The following is an 18,180-nucleotide window of genomic DNA, read 5'->3' on the forward strand; positions in this document are numbered from 1 at the left end:
CTGACAGGGCGACCCCCGGCGTCGACCCCGCGGCCGGGCCGGGCCCGACCGTGCCTAGCTCTCGCCCTCGCGCTCCGCCAGGAACCGCTCGAACTCCCGCCCGATCTCGTCGGCGGACGGAATCTCGACCGGCTCGGCGAGCATGTTGCCCCGGGTCTCGGCGCCCGCGGCCGCGTCGTACTGGTGCTCCAGGCCCTGGACGAGCGAGGTCAGCTCCTCGTCGCCCTCCTGGATCTGCCGGTCGATCTCGGTCTGCGTGCGGTGCGCCTCCGTGCGCAGGGAGTGCGCGATACCCGGCAGCACCAGCCCTGTAGCTGCGGTGACGGCCTCCAGGACGCTCAGCGCGGCGTCCGGGTACGGCGAGCGGGCGATGTAGTGCGGGACGTGCGCGGCGACACCGAGGACGTCGTGTCCGGCCTCCATGAGGCGGTACTCCAGCAGCGACTCGGCGCTGCCGGGCACCTGGGCCTCCTCGAAGGGGCTGCGGTGGCCCGGGACCAGGTCGGTGCGGTTGCCGTGCGGGGTGAGGCCCACGGGGCGGGTGTGCGGGACGCCCATGGGGATGCCGTGGAAGTTCACGGACAGGCGGACGCCGAGCCGCTCCACGATCTGCCGTACGGCGGCCGCGAACCGCTCCCACTCCACGTCCGGTTCGGGCCCGGACAGCAGCAGGAAGGGGGCGCCGGTGGCGTCCTGGACGAGGTGGACCTCGATGGCGGGCACCTCGTAGTCGGTCCAGCTGTCCCGCTTGAAGGTCAGCAGCGGGCGGCGGGCCCGGTAGTCCACGAGCCGGTCGTGGTCGAAGCGGGCCACGACCTGGTGAGGCAGCGAGTCGAGCAGCCGGTCGACGATCTGGTCGCCGGTCTCACCCGCGTCGATGTATCCGTCGAAGTGGTAGAGCATGACAAGTCCGGCCGACTCCTGGGCGAGCGCCATGTCGACGACGGCCAGGCCCTTCGGCTCCCATGCGTACAAACCCTGCGGATCAAGCACTGTGACCGCTCCTCCTCGTGTTCCTCTTCGACAACGTCCCCTGGGGCGTGGGCATTCCCGCGTCGGGCCGCTGATCAGGCGCCCCGCTCCGCACACCTTGACGCCCCGTCAACTGGTCCGTACCTTCACGAAGACCGGAGTTCACATTCACGCACAGAATTCATGTATGAGATCTGTGACCTGTATGAGATCTGTGTCCGTACGACAGGAAGGCACCCCCATGCGCACGCGCACGCTGCTCACCTCCCTGCTCGCCGCGACCACCGCCACCGGCGGCCTGCTCCTCTCCGCGAGTCCGGCCCCGGCCGCCCCGACCATCGAGGTCGGCACCGCGGCCCAGCTCAAGACCGCGCTCAGCAGCGCGAAGCCGGGCGACACGATCCATCTCGCGGACGGCACGTACACCGGCAACTTCAAGGCGGCCTCACCGGCCGGCGCCACGGCCCGCATCACCCTCACCGGCTCCCCCAGGGCCGTACTCACCGCGAGCGGCGGCTACGGGCTGCACCTGAACGGCGCGTCCTACTGGACGGTCAGCGGGCTGACCGTGACCGGCGGCCAGAAGGGCATCATGATCGACTCGGCCAAGGGTGTGGTGGTGGACGGCGTCACCGTGCATGGGCTCGACATGGAGGGCGTGCACTTCCGCAACTCCAGCACGGACGGCGTGATCAGGAATTCGAGAATCTACGACACCGGGAACGACGGCCGGGGCATGGGCGAGGGCGTCTACGTGGGGACCGCGAACACGCTCTCCGACAAGAGCGACCGCATCCAGATCCTCAACAACACGATCGGCCCCCACGTCGGCGGCGAGAACGTCGACATCAAGGAGGGCACGACGGGCGCGCAGATCGTCGGCAACACGTTCGACGGCAGCGGGCTGACCGGCGCCAACTACGACGACTCCTGGGTCGACGTGAAGGGCGACAACGTCCTCGTCCAGGACAACACCGGCCGGAACACCAGCAACGACGGCTACCAGACCCACACCCAGCAGTCCGGCTGGGGCTGCGGCACGGTCTTCAAGAACAACAAGTCGACACTGACCGGCACCACCGGCTCGACCCAGCTGGCGATCAACGTGACGAACTACAGCACGGCCTGCAGGACGACGGTGTACAGCAGCAACACGGCGACGGGCGGCAAGGGCCTGACCAATGTCCCGGTGACTTCTTGAGCGGGGGCGCGGCGATTCCCTAGGGGCGCGGGCAACTGCGCGCCCAGCCACGGCCTGCCCGCACACGTCGAGCAATCGAAGGCCCCCAAGAGACGACTGAGGGGCCGCACCTCGAAAGGTGCGGCCCCTCAGCCAGCTATCGGCTAAGCCTCAGCGGCAGCGTTCAGCTCTGGCCACCGGCCAGCTTCTCGCGAAGCGCGGCCAGCGCCTCGTCCGAGGCCAGGGCACCAGAGGTGTCCGCGCCCTCGGAGGAGTACGAACCGCCGGTCGCGGCCGGAGCGGCAGCCTCGCCGCCACCCTCGGCGGCAGCGGCAGCGTCCGCCTCGCGGGACTTGATGACCTGCTGCTGGTGCTGCTCGAAGCGCTGCTGCGCCTCGGCGTACTGGCGCTCCCACTCCTCGCGCTGCTTCTCGTAGCCCTCGAGCCAGTCGTTGGTCTCGGGGTCGAAGCCCTCGGGGTAGATGTAGTTGCCCTGGTCGTCGTAGGACGCGGCCATGCCGTAGAGGGTCGGGTCGAACTCGACCTCCTCCGGGTGGGCACCGAAGGACTCGTTGGCCTGCTTCAGCGAGAGGCTGATGCGGCGACGCTCGAGGTCGATGTCGATGACCTTGACGAAGATCTCGTCGTTGACCTGGACGACCTGCTCCGGGATCTCCACGTGGCGCTCGGCCAGCTCGGAGATGTGGACCAGACCCTCGATGCCCTCGTCCACGCGGACGAACGCACCGAACGGAACCAGCTTGGTGACCTTACCCGGGACGACCTGACCGATCTGGTGGGTCCGGGCGAACTGCTGCCACGGGTCTTCCTGGGTCGCCTTCAGCGACAGGGAGACGCGCTCGCGGTCCATGTCGACGTCGAGAACCTCGACGGTGACCTCCTGGCCGACCTCGACAACCTCGGACGGGTGGTCGATGTGCTTCCAGGACAGCTCGGAGACGTGGACCAGACCGTCGACGCCACCCAGGTCCACGAAGGCACCGAAGTTGACGATCGAGGAGACGACGCCGGAGCGGACCTGACCCTTCTGGAGGGTCGTGAGGAACGTCTGGCGGACCTCGGACTGGGTCTGCTCGAGCCAGGCACGGCGGGACAGGACCACGTTGTTGCGGTTCTTGTCCAGCTCGATGATCTTGGCCTCGAGCTCCTTGCCGACGTACGGCTGGAGGTCGCGAACGCGGCGCATCTCGACCAGGGAGGCCGGGAGGAAGCCACGGAGGCCGATGTCGAGGATGAGACCACCCTTGACGACCTCGATGACGGTACCGGTGACGATGCCGTCCTCTTCCTTGATCTTCTCGATGGTGCCCCAGGCACGCTCGTACTGGGCGCGCTTCTTCGAGAGGATCAGGCGGCCTTCCTTGTCCTCCTTCTGGAGGACCAGGGCCTCGATCTCGTCACCGACGGCGACGACCTCGTTCGGGTCGACGTCGTGCTTGATCGAGAGCTCGCGGCTCGGGATGACACCTTCGGTCTTGTAACCGATGTCGAGCAGGACCTCGTCCCGGTCGACCTTCACGATGACGCCGTCGACGATGTCGCCGTCGTTGAAGTACTTGATCGTCTCGTCGATCGCGGCGAGGAAGGCTTCCTCGTTACCGATGTCGTTGACCGCAACCTGCGGGGTGGTGGCGGTGGTCTCGGTGCTGCTCGTCATGTGGGAAAGGGCTCCGGTACGGACATTGAAGTCGTAGGTACTGCTACGCCGGGAGCCCGTATCGCTCTGAAGAAGCCGGACAGCCAAGGAAGCGCCTCACCAGAAACTGGTGATGGCGCCTCGACAACCGAGGGGACATACAACAGATGCGAGCGCAGCCTGCTACGTCTGAGGTGCGCAGGCCCGCAGCGCAACTTGTAGCATACGGGGGCAGCCGGACATGGTCAATGCGCGAAGGCGCACACCCGGGGCGGTTCACCGCATACCCGGCACAAGAAACGTCCCAGGAAGCCACGCAGGGCCGTGGGACCCCTTCTGTGACGCACTCGCCCGGGCGGGTTGCACGGAAGAGTACGACGAGGGAGCCGATCATCCAAGAGTCCGAAGCGCTCGACCCTGAGGGGTTCGAGCCGGAAGCCACCCGACGTGACGCGGGGGTCGCGGAGAGCACCCGGGCCAACCGCGGCTGGTGGGACCGCAACGCCGACGAGTACCAGGTCGAGCACGGCACGTTCCTCGGCGACGACCGTTTCGTCTGGGGTCCGGAGGGCCTGGACGAGGTGGAGGCCGAGCTGCTCGGCGCCCCGGAGGACCTGAAGGGCAAGAAGGTCCTGGAGATAGGCGCGGGCGCGGCGCAGTGCGCGCGCTGGCTGGCCGCCCAGGGCGCCCACCCGGTGGCCCTGGACCTCTCGCACCGTCAGCTCCAGCACGCCCTGCGCATCGGCGGATCGTTTCCCCTGATCTGCGCCGACGCCGGCGCGCTGCCCTTCGCGGACGGCTCCTTCGACCTGGCGTGCTCCGCGTACGGGGCGCTGCCGTTCGTGGCCGACCCGCGGCTGGTGCTGCGCGAGGTGCGGCGGGTACTGCGCCCGGGTGGCCGGTTCGTCTTCTCGGTGACGCACCCGATCCGCTGGGCCTTCCCGGACGAGCCCGGTCCCGAGGGCCTGTCGGTGTCCGCGTCCTACTTCGACCGCACGCCCTACGTGGAGCAGGACGAGGAGGGCCGCGCGGTGTACGTCGAGCACCACAGGACGCTCGGCGACCGGGTCCGGGACATCGCGGCCTCGGGCTTCCGGCTCGTGGACCTGGTGGAGCCGGAGTGGCCGGCCTGGAACACCGCGGAGTGGGGCGGCTGGTCTCCCCTGCGCGGGAACCTGATCCCGGGTACGGCGATCTTCGTCTGCGAACGGGACTGAGCAACCTCGCTCACCGACGCCCCGCACGCACGCGTGCGGGGCGTTTTCGGCGCCGTACGACACTAGGGGCGTGATCCGTTACGACGCCCTGGACGCGCTGCCCGTCCGTGCCGCCCTGCCCGCCCTGAGCGACGCCCTGGAGGGGCACGGCACCGCCGTGCTCGTGGCGCCGCCCGGCACCGGCAAGACGACGCTGGTGCCGCTCGTCCTGGCGGGGCTGGTCGGCGGCGGTCCGACGCGGCGGGTCGTGGTGGCCGAGCCGCGGCGGATCGCGGCGCGGGCGGCGGCCCGGCGGATGGCGTGGCTGCTGGGCGAGAAGCCCGGCGAGAGCGTCGGCTTCACGGTGCGCGGCGAGCGGGTCGTGGGGCGCCGCGCGCGTGTGGAGGTCGTGACGACCGGTGTGCTGTTGCAGCGGCTGCAACGCGATCCGGAGCTGGCCGGCGTCGACGTGGTGGTGCTCGACGAGTGCCACGAGCGGCATCTGGACGCCGACACGGTGGCCGCCTTCCTGTGGGACGTACGGCAGACGCTGCGGCCGGAGCTGCGGCTGGTGGCCGCGTCGGCGACCACGGACGCACAGGGCTGGGCGCGGCTGCTCGGCGATGCTCCGGTGGTGGAGGCCGAGGGGGTCTCGCATCCCGTGGACGTCGTCTGGGCGCCGCCCGCGCGTGCGGTACGGCCGCCGCACGGCATGTGGGTCGATCCGGCGCTGCTGGGGCATGTGGCGTCGGTGGTGCGGCGGGCGCTGGCCGAGCGGGAGGGGGACGTGCTGTGTTTCCTGCCGGGCGTGGGCGAGATCGCGCGTGTGGCCGGGCAGCTGGGCCATCCGGGTGAGGTCGAGGTGCTGCAGGTGCACGGGCGGGCGCCGGCGGCCGTGCAGGACGCGGTGCTGGCCCCCGGGGAGCGGCGCCGGGTGGTGCTGGCCACGTCCGTGGCGGAGTCGTCGCTGACGGTGCCCGGGGTGCGGGTGGTGGTCGACTCGGGGCTGGCGCGGGAGCCGCGCGTGGACCACGCGCGCGGGTTGAGCGGGCTGGCGACGGTACGGGCGTCGCGGGCGGCCGGGCGGCAGCGGGCGGGGCGGGCCGGACGTGAGGCGGCGGGTGTGGTGTACCGGTGCTGGACGGAGGCGGAGGACGTCCGTCTGCCGGCTTTTCCGGCGCCGGAGATCAAGGTGGCCGACCTGACCGCGTTCGCCCTTCAGGCGGCCTGCTGGGGCGATCCGGACGCCTCCGGACTGGCGTTGCTGGATCCGCCGCCGGGTGGGGCCATGGCTGCGGCGCGCTCCACGCTGACGGCAGTGGGGGCGGTGGACTCGGTCGGTCGGGCCACTGAGGTCGGTGTGCGGTTGGGGCGGCTGGGGGTTCACCCTCGGCTGGGGCGGGCTTTGCTGGACACGTCCGGTGGGGGTGCCTCCGTTGTCGCTCTGCTCTCTGAAGAGGTCCCGCGGGATTACGGGGATGACCTTGCCGGTGCGTTGCGGCGTGCTCGGCGTGGGGATGACGCCTATGGGGGGCGGTGGACTCGTGAAGTACGGCGGTTGCGGGCCCTGTCGGAGGAGTTTTCCCACCCGGTCGCCCATGACCGTCCGTCACACGTGGACGTCCAGGCCGGACCCGGCACCGGTGACGACAGGATCGCCGGCCTCGTCGCCGCCCTGGCCTTCCCCGAGCGGGTCGCCAAGCTCGACGGCGGTTCGTATCTGATGGCTTCCGGGACCCGGGCCGAGCTGTCCGAAGGGTCGGCGCTGCGCGACGCCCCCTGGATCGTCGTCGCCGTCGCCGACCGGCCCGGCGGAAAGGGGCACGCGCGCGTGCGGCTCGGAGCCGGCGTGCACGAGGACGTGGCGCGGAAGGCGGCCGGGGCACTGCTGGAGGAGCGGGACGAGGTGCACTGGGCCGACGGGGATGTCGTGGCCCGGCGTGTCGAACGGCTCGGGGCCATCGAGTTGGCCGTACGGCCGCTGAAGGACGTCGATCCCGGGCTGGTGCGCGGTGCTCTGCTCGAAGGGCTCCGGCAGGAGGGGTTCGGGCTGTTGCGGTGGTCCCCGGAGGCGGAGGTGCTGAGGCAGCGGCTGACGTTTCTGCGTGCGCACCTGGGGGAGCCGTGGCCGGACGTGTCGGACGAAGCGCTGCACGCGCGCGTGGACGAGTGGTTGGAGCCGGAGCTGGGCCGGGCCCGAAGGCGGGCCGATCTCGGGCGGATCGACGCCGGACAGGCGCTCGCGCGGCTGCTGCCCTGGGCGAGCGGGGAGGCTGCCCGGCTGGACGAGCTGGCGCCCGAACGGATCGCCGTACCCAGTGGGTCCAGAATCCGGATCGACTACGGGGACCCGGAGCGACCCGTCCTCGCGGTGAAGCTGCAGGAGATGTTCGGGCTGCAGGAGACCCCGACGGTGGCCGGGGTGCCGGTGCTCGTCCATCTCCTCTCCCCAGCCGGACGGCCCGCCGCCGTCACGGCCGACCTCGCCTCCTTCTGGAAGGACGGCTACAAGGGCGTGCGCGCGGAGCTGCGCGGGCGCTATCCGAAGCATCCGTGGCCCGAGGACCCGGCGACCGCCGAGCCCACCCGGCACACCAACGCGCGGCTCAGGCGCTGACCGGTTCGGGTTCCGTCGCCCGCGTGGGTGCCGGGTCCTCGGGGCGGCGGCCGCGTGCCTCCAGGTAGAGGGAGAGCGCGAGGAGCAGCAGGCCGAGGCTCAGGAAGCCCCAGGGCAGGTAGGAGGTCATCAGCAGGACCAGGGTGCGGTTGTGCTCGACCAGGGCGACGGTGTGCTCGATGTAGTCCTCGCGCATCTTCACGTCCCCGGCGAACGCCGTCACCTTGGCGCGACCGCCGAGCAGAGTGCCGCCGCGCAGCTCCTCCTTGTGGAGCTCCTCGCCGTAGACGGGCGCTCCGGTGACGGGCTCGACCCAGAACTTCCGGACCGTGCTGTACCAGCGGGTGGTGCCGGTCTTGGCCACCGACTCGGGGGTGATGCCCTGGACCGGCATGGTCTTGGGCATGGCGACCTTGGTCCAGGGGATGGTCTGTTCGAAGTAGTAGACCTTCAGGCCACGGAAGGTCAGGGTGCCCTTGTAGTGGATGGGGCTGGTGGTGCGGGTCTGCGCGTCGAAGTACTCGTAGTCGCGCTTCTGGGTCAGGAAGGGCCACTTGAACTCGATGCCGTCCCGCTTGACCGGGTCCCCGTCGACCGACTCGCCGGTGGCGTGGACGGGGTCCTGGCTGTGGGCGTCGAAGATGTAGCGCTCCGGGATGCGGGAGACCATCTTGCCGTCGGGGCCCTGGACGTAGGACAGCCCGTCCCAGACGACGACGGGCCGCCCGGCTGTCTTCTCGATCCGCTCGGCGGCCTCCACGTTGCCCTTGAGGGTCTGCACGATGGTCACCTTGGAGACCTTCTTCGCGCGCATGGAGCCGTAGTCGAGGAGGGTCGCGTCCTTGGCCTCCAGGACCATGTCCTGGTACTGGTTCGCGGGGATCCTGGCCAGGCGCGGGAAGGCGTACCAGCGCAGCAGCGGGGACAGCGCCGCGAAGAACACGGCACAGGCGAGCAGGACCAGGCTTGCCTTGCGGCGCATTCCGGCCTCCCTCCCGGACGGGCGCTGCTAAGGGTGCGAAGGCACCGTCGTCAGCAGCGGTTTGGGGGACGTCCGGCCCGTCGGCGCGCCCATGGCGGTGATCGCGAGGACCAGGGCGAGCGCGAGGGCGAGACCGGTCGCGGTGGCGATCAGGGCGCGCATGCGGGGCCTCCCGACGGACGGTTCCTGATGGATCGTCAGGTGCGGCACCGTAGCAACGCGCGCGCGAGATGAGAACACGTCGCGCACACAGACAAGGGCGCCCCCTCCGCCGTGGCGGAAGAGGCGCCCTGTTGCCCTGAGTTGATCCGGTGCCGTCAGGAGGTCGCGGACGGGCTCGGCGAGGGGCTCGCCGAGGCGTCGGCCGCGGCGACGTTCAGCTCGACGGTGAGGGTCGCGCCGCCGGTGGTGGTGATGCGGAGCAGGAAGGTGCCGGTGACGTCGTCCGCGTACAGCTTCGGCAGTGTGAGCAGGCCCTTGTCGTCCGTCTGGAGGCCGGTGAGGGTGCGTACGGCCTTGCCGTCGGCGTCCTTGAAGTAGGGGCCCTTGTCGTTCTCGGTGGTGTCGTCGGCCGACTTGATCAGGGTGGCGGTGGCCGCGACCTTGTCGGCGGCGGTGCCCTTGTACGTCGCCTTCACCTGGACCTGGTCGGCGAACTCGCCGCCCGGGGTGCAGGTCAGCGGGGTGTCGCTGGTGCGGGCGAGGGTGTCGGCGGCGCGTGCGGTGACGGTGGCCGGGTAGTCGACGCCCTTGGCCTTGTGGCCGACGACAGCGGTGGTGATCTTGAAGGTGCCCGTCTTCTCGCCCGCCTCCAGCACCGGTGCCAGGGCCACGCCCTTGGCATCGGTGGCGATCGTGGCCACGGTCTCGCCGCCGGCGAAGGTGGCGTCGGTGTCGCCGGTGATGGTGAACCGGATCCGGACCTTGCCGACGGCCGACCCGGCCTTGGTCTCGGCGCGGGTGCTGATCCGCTGGGCGAACGCGTCGCCGGCCATCGCGGTGAGCTTCGCGGTGCCGGTGCTCGCGTCCTCCAGGTGGTCCACGGTGTCGGAGGGGGTGGGCGGCTTCGGCGGCGTCGGCGGCTTCGGGTCGTGGTTCCCCTTGTCGCCGCCGGGCTTGCCCGGCTTGGTCTTCGGCGGGTCGGAGGGCTTCGTGGTGTGCTTCGAGCCGTCGTCACTGCGGTGGGAGGGCACGCCGCCGGAGCCGTCGGGCACGGAGTGGCTGCCCTTGCGGTAGTACTCCAGCCAGCTCAGGACCAGGTTCAGGTAGTCCTGCGAGTTGTTGTAGCTGAGGATCGCGCTGTGCAGGCCGGCGTCGCCGGACAGGTCCCAGTCGTTGCGGCACAGGTAGTGGCCAGCGGCGAGTGCGGCGTCGTAGACGTTGTTGGGGTCCGCCTTGCCGTCGCCGTTGCCGTCGCGGCCGGCCCAGGCCCAGGTGGACGGGATGAACTGCATCGGGCCGACGGCCTGGTCGTAGGCGCTGTTGCCGTCGTACTCGCCGTGGTCGGTGTCCTTGATGAGCGCGAAGCCGTTGCCGTCGAGCTGCGGGCCGAGGATCGGGCTCAGCGTGGTGCCGTCGGCGTCGACGCGGCCGCCGCGGGCGTGGCCCGACTCGACCTTGCCGATGGCGGCCAGGAGTTGCCAGGGCAGGTTGCAGCCCGGCTTGGAGCTGCGCAGCTCGGCCTCGGCCTTCTTGTAGGCGTCGAGGACCGTCGCGGGGATACCGGCCTCGGCCGGGCCCCGGGAGACGGGCGTGCCGATGGTGGACGACGGGCTGGGGTTGGGGCTGTTGAGCGGCGGCAGGTCCGTGTAGTACGGCGAGTTGCCGGTGGCGTTGCCGTCGGCGGCCACGTCCGGTACCGGGGCGCTGGCGCCGGCCGCGGCCTGTCTGCCGTGGTCCTCGCCGGGGGCTCCCGGAGCCTGGGACGCGGACAGAGCCGCGACCGCTGCCGCGGCCACGGCGGTGGTCGCCGCTCCCTTGCGCAGCCGCCTGCCGATGTGCGCCGCCATAGAGTGAACCCCTCCTATGGACGCCCCTGCGTCCGTCTCCGTCCGTGTGCCTCGCTCTGGTCTGACGGTTGACCCGGTGCTCTGGTTGCCCCTGTTCCGTCTTTCCATCCGCGTGACGTACGTTCGAACGTGCGCCCGGCACTGCGACCCAGGTGACCCTACGACAGCTTCCTTGAAGCGGGCACGGGTTCGCGCCCGTTTTTCACCGGTTGGCCAACTTCCGTTGGTGTGGCGGGTGTCGGACGGTACTCACGCATACTGGACGGGCATGATCACCGGTTCCGGTACCACGGCCGACGACCGCTCCAGGGGGCTCTGTTGCCGTTCACGCTCAGCCATGCGGCGGCCGTGCTGCCCGCCATCCGCCGGGACGGCGGCGGCCGGGGCCGGCTGGTGCCGTCGGTGCTCGTCGCGGGCTCCTTCGCGCCCGACATGACCTACTACGCCGCGAGCGTCCTGCCGGGCGGCATGGAGTTCGGGGCGGTCACGCACTCCTTCGCCGGTGTGGCCGGCGTTGACGTGCCCATCTCCTGGGCGCTGGTGGGGCTGTGGCTGCTCGTCCGGGAACCGCTGGTGGCCCTGCTGCCCCGGGCCCGGCAGGGGCGGCCGGCCGCTCTGCTGCGCTGCGGTGCGCCACGCGCGCGCGTGCGGGCCGTTTCGGTGCTGTGGTGGTACGTCTCCGCGGTGCTCGGCGCGCTGACGCATGTCGTGTGGGACGCGTTCACGCATCACGATCGGTGGGGGTCCCGGCTGGTTCCGGCCCTCGGGCGGGGCCTGGCGGGCATGCCGCTCTACTCGTGGCTGCAGTACGGCACGTCCGCGGTGGCCGCCGTGGTGATCGCCGTGTTCCTGGTACGCGCGCTTCGGCGGGCGCCGGCCGGCGAGCCGGTGGGGGTGCCCGCTCTGTCCGTACGTGACCGCTGGTGGGCGGCCGCCGTGCTCGGCGGCTGTGCCCTGGCAGGAGCCGTGCAGCGGGCGACGCGGTGGTGGGAGTACTGGGGTGCGAACGCGCAGCCCTGGGACCTGGTGCCCACCCTGTGCTTCGGTGTGGGCTCCGGGCTGGTCCTCGGGGTGCTGGTGTACGCGGCCGGGGTCAGGGTGTGGCGCCCGGCCCCGGTTCCGGGCGGTCCCGCAGCGGCGGTCGGTGCCCGCCGGGACCGGTCGGCCGCTCGATGACGGGGGCCACGAACACGGTGAGGGTGCGCCGGGGCCGTGCTGCCGGGATCAGGGTGAGCAGCAGCGCGAGGTAGCCGCGGGCGAGATCGGGCCAGGCGCGCCAGTCGGGGGCGTGGCGGGTGCGGGCGGCCAGTCGGCGCCGGAGGTCCGCCGCGGCCCTGCGTACGGTCGTGGCCAGGTCGGCGGGGATGCGGGCGGTGCTTGCGTCGGCCGCGAGGGCCGGGACCGGCGAGGCGGGCGTGGCCCGGTCCGAGGCGGTGTCCGCCGGGGCCGGGGTGGCGCCCTGCGCCTCGGGCGTCCGGCGGTGGAGCATGCGTATACCCATGCTCGCAGTGTTGCGGCTGCGGGGCTCGGGGGGCGTTTTGGCGGGGGCCACGTGAGTGAAACGCCCTCCGGGGGCTCGGCCGGGACTGGTGCGGGTGGGTGGGATGGCCGTGGGGGGTGCGGTGGGTTCGGCACCGCTGGGGTGCGCCGGGGGGCTGATCGCCGTTGCGGCGGAGAAGATTTTGGCGTCCGGCGTGGAAGAAGCGACCGTCGGGCGACGGAGGGGCGTGGTCCAGCCCTTGGCTGAAAACGCCCCTCCGCCGAATCGCCGAAGGCTAGTGGGCCGCCGACTCCCAGTCCGGGCCCACGCCCACCGAGACGTCGAGCGGAGCCCTCAGGTGGACCGCGTTCGCCATCTCGTGGCGGACGATCTCCTCGGTGGCCCTGCGCTCGCCGGGGGCGATCTCCAGGACGATTTCGTCGTGGACCTGGAGGAGCATGCGGGACTTGAGGTCCGCCTCGCGCAGGGCCCGGTCGACGTTGAGCATGGCGATCTTGACGATGTCGGCCGCCGTGCCCTGGATCGGCGCGTTCAGGGCCATGCGCTCGGCCGCCTCGCGGCGCTGGCGGTTGTCGCTGTTGAGGTCGGGGAGGTAGCGGCGGCGCCCGAACAGCGTCGCCGTGTAGCCCGTCGCCCGCGCCTCGTCGACCGCCCGGCGCAGATAGTCCCGGACGCCGCCGAAGCGCTCGAAGTAGGTGTCCATCAGGGCGCGCGCCTCGCCCGCCTCGATGTTCAGCTGCTGGGAGAGGCCGAAGGCGGAGAGGCCGTACGCCAGGCCGTACGACATCGCCTTGATCTTGCGCCGCATCTCCGCGTCCACCGCGTCCCGCTCGACCGAGAAGACCTGGGAGGCGACCGTGGTGTGCAGGTCCTCGCCGGAGGTGAACGCCTCGATCAGGCCCTCGTCCTCGGAGAGGTGGGCCATCACGCGCAGCTCGATCTGGCTGTAGTCGGCGGTCATCAGGGACTCGAAGCCCTCGCCGACCACGAAGCCGCGGCGGATCGCCCGGCCCTCGTCGGTGCGGACCGGGATGTTCTGCAGGTTCGGGTCCGTGGAGGACAGCCGGCCGGTCGCGGCCACCGTCTGGTTGAAGGTGGTGTGGATACGGCCGTCGCCGGCGACGGTCTTGATCAGGCCCTCGACCGTGACGCGCAGCTTCGCCTGCTCGCGGTGCCGGAGCATGATCACCGGCAGTTCGTTGTCGGTCTGGCCGGCGAGCCAGGCGAGGGCGTCGGCGTCGGTGGTGTAGCCGGTCTTGGTCTTCTTCGTCCTGGGCAGGGCCAGCTCGCCGAAGAGGACTTCCTGGAGCTGCTTGGGGGAGCCCAGGTTGAACTCGTGGCCGGCGGCCGCGTGCGCCTCCTTCACGGCCTGCTGCACGGCACCCGCGAACATCTGCTCCATCGCCTCCAGGTGCGCGCGGTCGGCGGCGATGCCGTGGCGCTCCATGCGGGCGAGCAGGGCGGAGGTGGGCAGCTCCATGTCCCTCAGGAGGTCGGCGGCACCGACCTCCTGGAGGCGGGCCTCGAAGGCCTCACCCAGGTCAAGGACGGCGCGGGCCTGGATCATCAGCGCCTCGGCCTCGGCGCCGTCGTCCGCACCGAAGGCCAGCTGGCCGTCGGCCGCGGCGGCGGGGGCCAGCTCGCGGTGCAGGTACTCCAGGGACAGCGCGTCCAGGTCGAAGGAGCGGCGGCCCGGCTTGACCAGGTAGGCGGCGAGGGCGGTGTCCATGGCGACGCCCTCAACGCTCCAGCCGTGCTCGGCGAAGACGCGCATCGCGCCCTTGGCGTTGTGGAACACCTTGGCGCGGCCGGCGTCGGCCAGCCAGGCCGCGAACGCGTTCTCGTCGGTCTCGTCCAGCTCGGCGGGGTCGAACCAGGCGGCCGCTCCCCCGGCCGCTGCCAGGGCGATCTCGGCGACCGAGCCGGTGCCCAGGGCCCAGGTGCCGACCGTGGCGACGCCGAGGGTCCCGGTGCCGTGCTCGGCCAGCCAGGGGGCCAGCTCGCCGACGCCGAGGATCTTGCCGTCCAGTTCCACGCCGTCCACCGCGACCGGGGTGGTCTCGGCCTCCTCGGCACCCGGGTCGACGGCGAAGAGACGCTCGCGCAGGGAGGGGTTGCGGATCTCCAGGGTGTCCAGGACCATCGCGACGGTCTTGCGGTCGTACGGGCTCCGCTCCAGGTCGGTGACCGTCTTGGGCAGCTCAACCTGGCGCTCCAGCTCGGTGAGGCGGCGGTTGAGCTTGACCGCCTCCAGGTGGTCGCGGAGGTTCTGCCCGGCCTTGCCCTTGACCTCTTCGACGCGCTCGACCAGCTCCGCGAACGAGCCGAACTGGTTGATCCACTTCGCGGCGGTCTTCTCGCCGACCCCGGGGATGCCGGGGAGGTTGTCCGACGGGTCGCCGCGCAGGGCCGCGAAGTCGGGGTACTGGGCGGGCGTCAACCCGTACTTCTCGAAGACCTTCTCCGGGGTGAAGCGGGTCAGCTCCGAGACACCCTTCGTCGGGTACAGCACGGTCGTGTTCTCGGTGACCAGCTGGAAGGAGTCGCGGTCGCCGGTGACGATCAGCACCTCGAAGCCCTCGGCCTCGGCCTGGGTGGCGAGGGTGGCGATGACGTCGTCGGCCTCGAAGCCCTCGACGGCGAAGCGCGGCGCGTGCATGGCGTCGAGCAGCTCGCCGATCAGCTCGACCTGGCCCTTGAACTCGTCCGGGGTCTTGGAACGGTTCGCCTTGTACTCGGTGAACTGCTCGGAGCGCCAGGTCTTGCGGGAGACGTCGAAGGCCACCGCGAAGTGCGTGGGGGCCTCGTCACGCAGGGTGTTGGCCAGCATCGACGCGAAGCCGTAGATCGCGTTCGTCGGCTGGCCCGTCGCGGTCGTGAAGTTCTCCGCGGGCAGCGCGAAGAACGCGCGGTAGGCCAGCGAGTGCCCGTCCATGAGCATCAGCCGGGGACGGGTGCCGCCGGGGTTCTTGTCGGTCTTCTTCGATGCTGTCTCTGCCACGCCCCCGATCCTGCCACGCCCCACTGACACTCCGGGCCGGCGCATGCACGGCGCCCGTCGCCCGGCAGGACCGGGGCTCACCGCTGTCGGTGCCCCGTGGGAGGATCGGAGGCGTACTTCTCACACGCAGTCGAAGGGGACCGTGCGATGGCGACCAAGCCGCCCAAGGGTGATCCGGTTCAGGACGCGCCGCAGGTCGCGGAGCCGAAGCACGCGGCGGCGGGGCTGCCCGCCATCGGGCACACTCTGCGCATCGCCCAGCAGCAGATGGGTGTGAAGCGCACCGCGCTGACCCTGCTGCGGGTGAACCAGAAGGACGGCTTCGACTGCCCGGGCTGTGCCTGGCCGGAGCCGGACCACCGGCACAAGGCGGAGTTCTGCGAGAACGGCGCCAAGGCGGTCGCCGAGGAGGCCACCCTGCGCCGGGTCACCCCGGAGTTCTTCGCCGCGCATTCCGTGGCCGACCTGGCCACCAGGAGCGGGTACTGGCTGGGACAGCAGGGACGGCTCACGCATCCCATGCATCTGGCCGAAGGCGGAGATCACTACGAGCCGGTGAGCTGGGAGCGCGCCTTCGACATCATCGCCGAGGAGATCTCCGCCCTCGGCTCCCCCGACGAGGCCGTCTTCTACACGTCGGGGCGGACCAGCAACGAGGCCGCGTTCCTGTACCAGCTCTTCGCGCGCGAGCTGGGCACGAACAACCTGCCCGACTGCTCGAACATGTGCCACGAGTCGTCCGGCTCGGCGCTCTCCGAGACGATCGGCATCGGCAAGGGCAGCGTCCTGCTGGAGGACCTGTACAAGGCCGACCTGATCGTCGTCGCGGGGCAGAACCCCGGGACGAACCACCCGCGCATGCTCTCCGCGCTGGAGAAGGCCAAGGCGAACGGCGCGCGGATCATCAGCATCAACCCGCTGCCCGAGGCCGGCCTGGAGCGGTTCAAGAACCCGCAGACCCCGCAGGGCATGCTCAAGGGCGCCGCCCTCACCGATCTGTTCCTGCAGATCCGCATCGGCGGCGACCAGGCCCTGTTCCGCCTCCTCAACAAGCTGGTCCTGGAGACGGAAGGCGCCGTCGACGAGGAGTTCGTCCGCGAGCACACGCACGGGTACGAGGAGTTCGCCGAGGCCGCGCGCTCCGCCGACTGGGACGAGACGCTCGAGGCGACCGGCCTGTCCCGGGCGGAGATCGAGCAGGCCCTCGGCATGGTCCTCGCCTCCGAGCGGACCATCGTCTGCTGGGCGATGGGCCTCACCCAGCACAAGCACGCCGTTCCGACCATCCGCGAAGTGGTCAACTTCCTGCTCCTGCGCGGCAACATCGGCCGCCCGGGCGCGGGCGTGTGCCCGGTGCGGGGCCACTCCAACGTGCAGGGCGACCGCACGATGGGCATCTTCGAGCGGCCCGCCCCGGCGTTCCTGGACGCGTTGGAGAAGGAGTTCGGGTTCGCGCCCCCGCGCGAGCACGGATTCGACGTCGTCCGGGCCATCCGCGCGCTGCGGGACGGCGAGGCGAAGGTGTTCTTCGCCATGGGCGGCAACTTCGTCTCCGCCTCCCCCGACACGGACGTCACCGAGGCGGCCATGCGGCGCGCGCGGCTGACCGTGCACGTGTCGACCAAGCTCAACCGCTCGCACGTCGTCACGGGCGCGCGTGCCCTGATCCTGCCGACGCTCGGCCGTACCGAGCGCGATCTGCAGGCCGGCCCGAACGGGAAGAGCACGGAGCAGTTCGTCACGGTCGAGGACTCCATGGGCATGGTGCACGCTTCACGCGGGCGGCTCGCGCCGGCGAGCCCGCAGCTGCTGTCCGAGCCGGCGATCGTGTGCCGGCTGGCGCGCCGGGTGCTCGGCGCGGACAGCAAGGTGCCGTGGGAGGAGTTCGAGAGGGACTACGCGACGATCCGCGACCGCATCGCGCGCGTGATCCCCGGCTTCGAGGACTTCAACGCGCGCGTGGCCCGCCCGGGCGGCTTCACGCTGCCGCACGCGCCGCGCGACGAGCGCCGCTTCCCGACGGCGACCGGCAAGGCGAACTTCACGGCGGCGCCGGTGGAGTACCCCAAGCTGCCCGAGGGCCGGCTGCTGCTGCAGACACTGCGCTCGCACGACCAGTACAACACCACGATCTACGGCCTGGACGACCGCTACCGGGGCATCACCAACGGCCGCCGGGTGGTGCTGGTGAACCCGGAGGACGCGCGGGCCCTGGGGGTCACCGACGGGTCGTACGTGGACCTGGTGAGCGAGTGGCGGGACGGCGTGGAGCGGCGGGCGCCCGGTTTCCGCGTCGTGCACTATCCGACGACGCGGGGCTGCGCGGCGGCGTACTACCCGGAGACCAATGTGCTCGTGCCGCTGGACGCCACCGCCGACACCAGCAACACCCCGGCCAGCAAGTCCGTCGTGGTCCGCCTGGAGAGCGCGCTGGAGGGGCGCCCGGAGGCCCGGCCGGAAGCCCGTCTGGAACAATCGGCGACCGACTGAGCGTTTGCTCAGCCAAGAGACAGGTGTACGACGAACGGAGCCGACCCATGGGCGAGCAGCAGCAGGTGAAATTCCCGCAGGAGGTCATAGACGAGTACGCCGCGCTCGGTGTCGACCTGCCCGCGCTGTTCTCGGCGGGCCACCTCGGGACGCGGATGGGCGTGCAGATCCTGGAGGCGTCGGCGGAGCGGGTCGTCGGCACGATGCCGGTGGAGGGCAACACCCAGCCGTACGGGCTGCTGCACGGAGGCGCGTCCGCGGTGCTGGCGGAGACGCTGGGCTCGGTCGGCTCCATGCTGCACGGCGGCAGCTCGAAGATCGCGGTCGGCGTGGACCTCAACTGCACGCACCACCGTGGGGTCCGCTCGGGCCTGGTGACCGGCGTGGCGACGCCGGTGCACCGGGGGCGGTCGACGGCGACGTACGACATCGTGATCACTGACGAGGAGGGCCGCCGGGTGTGCAGCGCCCGGCTGACCTGCCTGCTCCGGGACGTGCGGGCCGGCGACGAGGCGCACGTCCGGCCCGCCGGCGACTGAGCGCGTCCCCGCCGCCCCGTTGCCCCCCGCCTTCCC

The 18,180-nt window shown here is 71.3% G+C and carries 13 protein-coding genes; 6 read left to right on the forward strand and 7 right to left on the reverse strand.

Translation table 11 applies throughout. From position 1 onward, the window contains the following. Nucleotides 1-54 precede the first annotated feature (54 nt). Entirely contained in the window at nt 55-993 is a 939-nt protein-coding gene (locus ACFYZZ_RS36645) for a PAC2 family protein (RefSeq protein ID WP_389185685.1), read from the reverse strand. A gap of 220 nt (nt 994-1,213) precedes the next feature. Between ACFYZZ_RS36645 and ACFYZZ_RS36650 the strand changes: the two genes are divergently transcribed. Continuing rightward, complete coding sequence (locus tag ACFYZZ_RS36650) at nt 1,214-2,173, forward strand: nitrous oxide reductase family maturation protein NosD (protein ID WP_389185688.1); 960 nt, start codon at nt 1,214-1,216, stop codon at nt 2,171-2,173. A 163-nt stretch (nt 2,174-2,336) separates the two neighbouring features. Here ACFYZZ_RS36650 and rpsA read toward each other — a convergent pair whose 3' ends face one another. Further along, nucleotides 2,337-3,830, reverse strand: coding sequence for a 30S ribosomal protein S1 (gene rpsA, locus ACFYZZ_RS36655; RefSeq protein ID WP_389185691.1), 1,494 nt, complete (start codon nt 3,828-3,830; stop codon nt 2,337-2,339). Nucleotides 3,831-4,057: 227 nt separating this feature from the next. On the opposite strand from rpsA, the gene ACFYZZ_RS36660 reads away from it, so the two are divergent. Both ACFYZZ_RS36660 and hrpB read left to right on the forward strand, forming a co-directional pair. Next, nucleotides 4,058-5,026, forward strand: a complete 969-nt coding sequence (locus ACFYZZ_RS36660) for a class I SAM-dependent methyltransferase (protein ID WP_389185694.1) — start codon at nt 4,058-4,060, stop codon at nt 5,024-5,026. 70 nt (nt 5,027-5,096) lie between these two features. Further along, a complete protein-coding gene (hrpB, locus tag ACFYZZ_RS36665) occupies nt 5,097-7,622 on the forward strand; it encodes an ATP-dependent helicase HrpB (RefSeq protein ID WP_389185696.1) in 2,526 nt (841 codons plus the stop codon). Here the strand turns inward: hrpB and ACFYZZ_RS36670 are convergent. From ACFYZZ_RS36670 to ACFYZZ_RS36680, 3 genes are all read right to left on the reverse strand, one after another. Continuing rightward, complete coding sequence (locus tag ACFYZZ_RS36670; RefSeq protein ID WP_389185699.1) at nt 7,612-8,604, reverse strand: DUF3068 domain-containing protein; 993 nt, start codon at nt 8,602-8,604, stop codon at nt 7,612-7,614. The two genes, hrpB and ACFYZZ_RS36670, sit on opposite strands and share 11 nt — an antisense overlap. 27 nt (nt 8,605-8,631) lie before the next feature. After that, on the reverse strand, nt 8,632-8,766 hold the full coding sequence (locus ACFYZZ_RS36675) for an SPW_0924 family protein (RefSeq protein ID WP_389185702.1): 135 nt from the start codon (nt 8,764-8,766) through the stop codon (nt 8,632-8,634). Between the two features lie 155 nt (nt 8,767-8,921). Beyond that, the gene (locus tag ACFYZZ_RS36680; RefSeq protein WP_389185705.1) at nt 8,922-10,613 is read right to left on the reverse strand and encodes a lytic transglycosylase domain-containing protein; all 1,692 of its coding nucleotides are present in this window, start codon (nt 10,611-10,613) and stop codon (nt 8,922-8,924) included. Between the two features lie 318 nt (nt 10,614-10,931). Between ACFYZZ_RS36680 and ACFYZZ_RS36685 the strand changes: the two genes are divergently transcribed. After that, nucleotides 10,932-11,789, forward strand: a complete 858-nt coding sequence (locus tag ACFYZZ_RS36685; RefSeq protein ID WP_389185707.1) for a DUF4184 family protein — start codon at nt 10,932-10,934, stop codon at nt 11,787-11,789. Here ACFYZZ_RS36685 and ACFYZZ_RS36690 read toward each other — a convergent pair. Both ACFYZZ_RS36690 and polA read right to left on the reverse strand, forming a co-directional pair. After that, nucleotides 11,707-12,114: a hypothetical protein gene (locus ACFYZZ_RS36690; RefSeq protein ID WP_389185710.1), complete on the reverse strand. Its 408-nt coding sequence runs from the start codon at nt 12,112-12,114 to the stop codon at nt 11,707-11,709. The genes ACFYZZ_RS36685 and ACFYZZ_RS36690 overlap by 83 nt on opposite strands. Nucleotides 12,115-12,388: 274 nt before the next feature. After that, nucleotides 12,389-15,115: a DNA polymerase I gene (gene polA, locus ACFYZZ_RS36695; RefSeq protein ID WP_389185713.1), complete on the reverse strand. Its 2,727-nt coding sequence runs from the start codon at nt 15,113-15,115 to the stop codon at nt 12,389-12,391. A 147-nt stretch (nt 15,116-15,262) separates the two neighbouring features. Here polA and ACFYZZ_RS36700 point away from each other — a divergent pair, with 147 nt between their 5' ends. Then, nucleotides 15,263-17,605, forward strand: a complete 2,343-nt coding sequence (locus ACFYZZ_RS36700; RefSeq protein ID WP_389185715.1) for an FdhF/YdeP family oxidoreductase — start codon at nt 15,263-15,265, stop codon at nt 17,603-17,605. A gap of 47 nt (nt 17,606-17,652) precedes the next feature. Further along, on the forward strand, nt 17,653-18,144 hold the full coding sequence (locus ACFYZZ_RS36705; RefSeq protein WP_389185718.1) for a hotdog fold thioesterase: 492 nt from the start codon (nt 17,653-17,655) through the stop codon (nt 18,142-18,144). Nucleotides 18,145-18,180 lie beyond the last annotated feature (36 nt).

Origin of the sequence: Streptomyces sp. NPDC001816 (genome assembly GCF_042892235.1) — a bacterium.
In the GTDB taxonomy this organism is placed as follows: Bacteria; Actinomycetota; Actinomycetes; order Streptomycetales; family Streptomycetaceae; genus Streptomyces.